We start from the raw sequence: 6,361 nt of genomic DNA on the forward strand, positions 1-6,361 counted from the left end.
CAAGTGCTCGTTTAAGCCACCTTTCGTTCGAAGGCGACGGGGCCTTTCCAGCCTCAGGCTAAGTGGCGGCGGTGTGGATATTAGAAGCCATTGATGTACTCAAAGATCGCCATCTCGGCTTCGGGTGGACCGCACAGGGGGGCTAGGTGCAATGGCTCAAAGAAGGTCGGGACAAGAGAACCTTGCGTCTAAGCCGCAAGACATAGGTGTTTCGGCGACAGTTCCGTTTGACATCCGCGTGGCCGCTCCAAACGGACTGAAGCTATACCGAGAAGTAGCCTTTGAATTTCATATACTTATAGCTGTTCACCGAAACCGTCATCAGGTCCGGAGCGACCGCTTTAGGCCCTCGCGGCAAAAAGGTCGGTGAATAGCCCACCCCGCATAACCCTAGAATACAACGGAAAAATCCGGCCATAGCCGGATCGGGAGAACGCTTTCGCTGGGGCAAGTGGCGGAGAGACAGGGATTCGAACCCTGGAGACGGTTCCCCGCCTACACACTTTCCAGGCGTGCGCCTTCGACCACTCGGCCACCTCTCCGTGCCGCACCGTTTATCGCGGTTCGCGTGGATTGCGCAAGAGGCCGCGGCCCGGTTTTTTTAACGGATATCGCTGTCGCTATCGCCGATCTCGCGCGGGGCGTTTGGATCGGTGCTGACGACCTTGGTCGGCGCGGGCGGAGTGGCCGCGGGTTTCGGCGTCGGGGCCACGCCGCGCAGCGCTTCGGGGTTGCGAATCCACAGGTCGCGTTGGGCGAAGGGAATTTCGATGCCTTCTGCAGCAAAGCGCTCGGCGATCTGGTGGTTCAGCTCGGACTGGACCTTCAGGCCCAGCGTCACGTCGCTAAGCACCACGCGCGCCTCGAAGTCCAGAGAATCCGCACCAAAGCCAACGAATGTGACCAAGGGCGGCGGGTTCAGGATAGCAATCGGGTGGGCGCTGGCGATCTCTTCCAGAATGGCCTGCACCCGGCGGGTATCGGTGCCATAGGCGACGCCGACCTTCAGGATGATCCGCCCGGTCAGGCTGGACCGGGTCCAGTTCGTCACCATGCCCGACACCAGATCGGCGTTCGGCACGATGACATCGGTGCGATCAAAGGTCTCGATCCGGGTCGAGCGCACCGAGATATCGCGCACGGTGCCCATGACGCCGCCGACCTCGATCCAGTCGCCCTCGGACACCGGGCGCTCGATCAGCAGGATGATGCCCGAGACGAAATTCGACACGATATTCTGCAAGCCAAAGCCGATGCCGACCGACAGCGCCCCGGCGACGATCGCCAGCGAGCTGAGGTCGATCCCGGCCGAGGTGATCGCCGCCAGCGCCGACAGGAAAATCCCCAGATAGCCCAGACCGGCCACCAGCGCGTTCTGCCCGCCCGGATCGATCTTGGTCTTGGGCAGGACCGAGGCCCGCAAGCCGCCCTGCATCAACCGGGTCGCCGTGTAGCCAGCGCCGAAAATCAGCACGAAAGTCAGGAAATCGCTGGGTGAAATACGGGTATCACCCAGTTGAAATCCTTCGGTAAACCGGGTCCACAGCTCGGTCAGGTCGGTTTCGCGCGCGCCCCAGGTCAGCGCCAGCAGCGGCAGCGACAACAAGCTCAGCGCAAAGCCGATCAGCACCGGGATCAGCGCGTCGGCGGCGCTGTCGGCATCGCCGGTCACCAGCGCATAGACATCCTCGACAAAGCGTTGCAGCACCGCCTGCAGGGCCAGCACCGCCAGCGAGGTGATCGCCGGATAGGTAAAGAAATTCGCCGCTTCGGTATAGCCGACCGCCGCAAGACCCGGCCCGACGATGGCCAGCACCATCGCGGCGCGGGCGATGATCCGCACGATGCTGTTGCGATAGCGGCCCTCGGCGGTTTCCGCTGCCGCATGGACATGGATCATCAGGGTTCGACCCATTTGCAGGATCAGCAGACCCGCCAGCAGCAACAGCGGAAAACCAAGCGCGGCAACGGCCTCGGGCGAATAGCTGTCGACCTCGGCCATCCGATCCAGCAAGCGGCCAAGCGCCACGACCAGACCCAGCCCGGCGGTGATCAGCCGGGCCTGCCGGTTGCGCTCGGGCGTCAGGCGGAACATCGGCGTCTTGGTCGACACCTTGGGGAACACCCGACCGCCCAGCCACATCGCGCCGAACAGATAAAGACCCAGCAGCGGCACCAGACTGGTCAGGCGTTCAGTGCGCCAGCCGATCATGCCGGTGAAATACAGTGCCTGCATCAGCGCCAGCAGCCCGACATAGGGCAAGAGGATCTGCCCCAGCGAGGTCACCGCCGCATAGACCGCCCTGCCCCGGCGCGACGTGCCCTGCACCAGATACAGCGTCAGCCGCTCCATCCAGAACCGGCCCTGCACCAGCAGCACCGCCGCCACCACCAGATAGAACAGCACCTTGGGCAGGTTCTGTTGCAGAACCGCACGATCGGTGGCGCGCGACCACGACTCCGAGGTCTCGCGCATCACGACGCTGACGGTGCCGGACAGCGCGCTCAGCCCCTCGGCCCAATGCACCGGGTTCAGCGGGCTTGGCCCCAGTTGCAACAGCGCATCCGCCTGCCGGGCGCGGATCAGGGTGTCGATCTCGCGGATCAGCCCGTCAGCCCGGCGATAGGCCTCTTCCGCCTTCAGGACCGGCGCCTGAAGTTTGGCAAGCTGATCGTTCAGTTCAACCCGGCGGGCAGCGATTTCGGCAGGTTCGACCTCGCCCTCGACGGGCAGCGGGCCAAGGGCTGCGATCTGGTCGCGCAGGGTGGCGATGCGGGTCTGGTTCTGGTCCTGCGCCGCCAGCAGCGCGGCGCGCCATTCGACCAGCTCGGCGCGCAATTGCTCGAACGCCACGGTCGAGGCCCGCGCCGCCACGATCGCCTCTTCAGCGCGGGCGGCGGTTTTTTCCCAGTCGGCATAGTCCGGCGTCACGCCATCGGTGGTGGGGACGGTCTGCTTGGCGGTATCGACGACCGCGACAGTCTGCGCCAGCGCGGGCGGCGGGGCGATCAGCCCGCCCGCCCCGGCGACCAGCGCCAGACAAAGGGCCAGGGCGTGCAACACCCCGGCGCGCGTCACTGTTCGAAGACTTCCGGCAGGGTCCGCGGCGTCGCGGCCAGCCATTCCGGCACCGGCAGATCTTTTTCGCGCAGGAAGGCCGGATTGTAGAGCTTGGACTGATAGCGGGTGCCATAATCGCACAGCACCGTCACGATGGTATGGCCCGGCCCCATTTCGCGCGCCATGCGCATGGCGCCGGCGACGTTGATCCCGGACGAACCACCCAGGCACAGGCCTTCGTTCTCGGACAGGTCGAACAGGATCGGCAGCGCCTCGGCATCAGAGATGTTATAGGCCATATCGGGGGTAAAGCCTTCGAGGTTGGCGGTGATCCGCCCCTGCCCGATGCCTTCGGTGATCGAGCTGCCCTCGGCCTTGTGTTCGCCGGTGGTGTAATAGCTAAACAGCGTCGCGCCATCCGGATCGGCAAGGCCGATCTTCACGCCCTTGGGCTGTAACGCCAAGCCGACCCCGGCCAGCGTCCCGCCCGAACCGACAGCGCAAATAAAGCCATCGACCTTGCCTTCGGTCTGCGACCAGATTTCCGGGCCGGTGGTTTCCAGATGGGCCTGACGGTTGGCGACATTGTCGAACTGGTTGGCCCAGATCGCGCCGTTGGCCTCGGTCTCGTTCAACGCGGCGGCCAGACGGCCGGAATAGCGGACATAGTTGTTCATGTCGCGGTAAGGCTTGGCCGGAACCTGCACCAGATCAGCGCCCGCCAGACGGATCATGTCCTTCTTTTCCTGGCTTTGGGTTTCCGGGATCACGATCACCGTGCGGAACCCCAGCGACGAGCCGACCAGCGCCAGACCGATGCCGGTATTGCCCGCCGTGCCTTCGACGATGGTGCCGCCGGGGCGCAGTTGGCCTTTGGCGACCGCATCCCGGATGATATAAAGCGCGGCGCGATCCTTGATCGACTGGCCGGGGTTCATGAACTCGCATTTGCCCAGAATGGTGCAGCCGGTGGCCTCGGATGGGCCTTTGAGCTTGACCAAGGGGGTGTTCCCAATCAACCCGGTCAAATCTTCACGCATGTTCATGTCAGCCCTCCGCTTGTTCTTATGGTCCTGAGTATCCGGCGGAATGCGGGAACTCAAGCACCCGCACCAATGGTTTCACGATGTCGTGCCAGCCAATGCACCGACAGGATCAGCGGCGCGTTCTCGATCTCGCCCGAGTCCAGCAGGTCAATCAGGCGCTGATAGCTGACCAGATGGGCGCGAATATCTTCGCCTTCGACATCCAGACCGCCCAGACCGGCACACCCATCCGGCAGGTCGGCTTGCCCGATAAAGGCATGGATATATTCGGTTTTCGCCCCCGGCGACGGGTAATAGCCGCCCACCCGCATCAGGGGGCCAAGGGTCAGACCCGCCTCTTCCAGCGCCTCGCGGCGGGCGGTGGTTTCCAGATCCTCGCCCGGCTCGATCCGCCCGGCGATGGTTTCAAGGCCCCAACATTGGCGGTCGCCACGGGCATAGGGCGCGATGCGGAATTGCTCGATCAGCAGCACCCGGTCGCGGACCGGATCATAGGGCAGAACCGTCACCACATCGGTCGATACAAAGGCCGAGCGGTTCAGCACCGGGCTGGGCTGGCCGTCAAACCGGGTGTGGCGCAGGCGGTATTCATCCACCGCAAAGAATCCGGCATAGGGTTGCTCATGCGACAGAACCTGCACATCCTCCGGCGCCATCGCCCGGCGCAGGGTGGTCGGGGCTGATTGCTGTGCCAACACGCGCGAGGCCGCGGCCGACAGGATCGACGGCAACCGCGCCCGCAGCCGCGCAGCCGGGGTCAGGCGGAAATGGCGCAGGATTTCGGTCGCGGCATGACCGGCGGTTTCAGCCCAACGCGCGCGCCATTCAGGCGCGTCCCACGGTTCAGGGTCGGCCACCGGCGGGATCGGCAGATAGGTCTCGGCCCAGCCGCCATTGGCCAATTGCAGCCGCTGGCGGCTTTGCCCCATCACCGCCTGAAAATAATCCAGCCGCGCCCGTTCCAGCACCTTTAGGCCACGGATCACGATGCCCTCGGCCCTTGATCCATCGTCCGGGGCCAACACTGTCCCCGGCCGGTGCGGCACCTGCATCACCCGGTAGCCCGGCAGGATTGCCGCCTCGGGCATCACCTGCGCCTTGCCCAGAATGGCAGTCAAAAGTGGCGGGTGGCTCAGGTCTCCGGCAAGGAACAGATCGCTCATGCGCCTAGTTCCAGCGCGCCGAGGTCCATTCGGTGATCAGCGCCGAGATCGCCCCGCCGACAGCCAGCACGGTCAGCACCGGCACCGAGGTTACGACCAGCTGGCCATAGTTGAGGATCAGTTCGCCCAGCCCGATCACCGCGTCGCCCGGCCCTTCATAATAATGCTTCATCGCGCCCTTGATCATCTGGATCACCCCATGCACCAGCAGCGCATAGAACACGAGGGTGCAGATGGTGCGGAACCCGATGGTCAGCGCCCGGCCATAGCCCTGCCCGACCATGGTGCCCATCACCCTCCACCCGACGATACCGCCGATCGCCGCATTCATTTCAGCGAAATAGCGGGTCTTGGTGCCCTCGGGCAGTTCGGGAATGTAATAGCCCGTGGCGACATAAGCGACCAAGGCAAAGGCGACAAAGGCGACAAGGCGCGGGGCGGTGGGCATGGAACTGGCCTGTGACTGCGGTTTTTCTGTGCTTAGTTTCCGCAAGCCGGGCCGCTTAGACAAGAGCCAATCCCGCTAGTCGCGGCCTTTCAGCGCCGCATAGGCGGCCAAGGCGCGTTCCCGCCCCTGTTTCAGGTCGACAACCGGCGCTGGCACCGGGTCCAGGGCCGACAGGCGCCAGCGGCGCGGGACGGCATCGTAATAGCTAAGCGCCTGCGGGCTGGGGCGAACGCGCCCCTCGGCCAGCCAGCGGTCGCGATAGGCGCCCTTGGGGTCGAATTTCTGGGCCTGAGTGTCGGGGTTGAAGATGCGGAAATAGGGTGCCGCGTCGGGGCCACAGCCCGCCACCCATTGCCAGCCCATCGCGTTCGAGGCCGGGTCCCAGTCGATCAGGCAGGATTCGAACCACGCCAGCCCGATCCGCCAGTCGGTCAACAGGTGCTTGGTCAGATACGAGGCCGCGATCATCCGGGCGCGGTTGTGCATGGTGCCGGTGACATACATCTCGCGCATCGCCGCATCGACGAAGGGCATGCCGGTGCGCGCCTGCTTCCAGGCCTTCACCTCGGCCAGGCGTTCGTCCTCGTTCCAGGGAAAGGCGTCCCATTCCTCGCGCCAGTTGTCGGTGGCGATGCGCGGGGTG

General features: G+C 64.6%; 5 protein-coding genes and 1 tRNA gene. All 6 read right to left on the reverse strand.

Annotated features, from left to right (window positions below; genetic code table 11):
* Window positions 1–452: 452 nt before the first annotated feature.
* Window positions 453–542, reverse strand: a tRNA-Ser gene (locus ABYW26_RS08980).
* A gap of 59 nt (window positions 543–601) precedes the next feature.
* Complete coding sequence (locus ABYW26_RS08985) at window positions 602–3,124, reverse strand: DUF3772 domain-containing protein (RefSeq protein WP_372604450.1); 2,523 nt, start codon at window positions 3,122–3,124, stop codon at window positions 602–604.
* Complete coding sequence (locus tag ABYW26_RS08990; protein ID WP_372604451.1) at window positions 3,076–4,107, reverse strand: cysteine synthase A; 1,032 nt, start codon at window positions 4,105–4,107, stop codon at window positions 3,076–3,078. The genes ABYW26_RS08985 and ABYW26_RS08990 overlap by 49 nt, the downstream gene beginning before the upstream one ends.
* 53 nt (window positions 4,108–4,160) lie before the next feature.
* Window positions 4,161–5,270 carry an NUDIX domain-containing protein gene (locus ABYW26_RS08995; protein ID WP_372604452.1) on the reverse strand — a complete coding sequence of 370 codons (1,110 nt, stop codon included), beginning with the start codon at window positions 5,268–5,270 and terminating at the stop codon, window positions 4,161–4,163.
* A gap of 4 nt (window positions 5,271–5,274) precedes the next feature.
* A complete protein-coding gene (locus ABYW26_RS09000; protein WP_372604454.1) occupies window positions 5,275–5,718 on the reverse strand; it encodes a TrgA family protein in 444 nt (147 codons plus the stop codon).
* Window positions 5,719–5,793: 75 nt separating this feature from the next.
* A partial coding sequence (locus ABYW26_RS09005) for an FAD-binding domain-containing protein (protein ID WP_372604456.1) occupies window positions 5,794–6,361 on the reverse strand: 568 nt, incomplete at its 5' end.

It is taken from the genome of Actibacterium sp., from assembly GCF_041584535.1.
Classification (GTDB): Bacteria; Pseudomonadota; Alphaproteobacteria; order Rhodobacterales; family Rhodobacteraceae; genus Actibacterium_D.

Excerpts from the sequence above, each read along its gene's own strand:
- ABYW26_RS08985 (WP_372604450.1), bottom strand. The coding sequence starts at position 3,124 with ATGGCTGGCCGCGACGCCGCGGACCCTGCCGGAAGTCTTCGAACAGTG.
- ABYW26_RS08990 (WP_372604451.1), bottom strand. The coding sequence starts at position 4,107 with ATGAACATGCGTGAAGATTTGACCGGGTTGATTGGGAACACCCCCTTG.
- ABYW26_RS08995 (WP_372604452.1), bottom strand. The coding sequence starts at position 5,270 with ATGAGCGATCTGTTCCTTGCCGGAGACCTGAGCCACCCGCCACTTTTG.
- ABYW26_RS09000 (WP_372604454.1), bottom strand. The coding sequence starts at position 5,718 with ATGCCCACCGCCCCGCGCCTTGTCGCCTTTGTCGCCTTTGCCTTGGTC.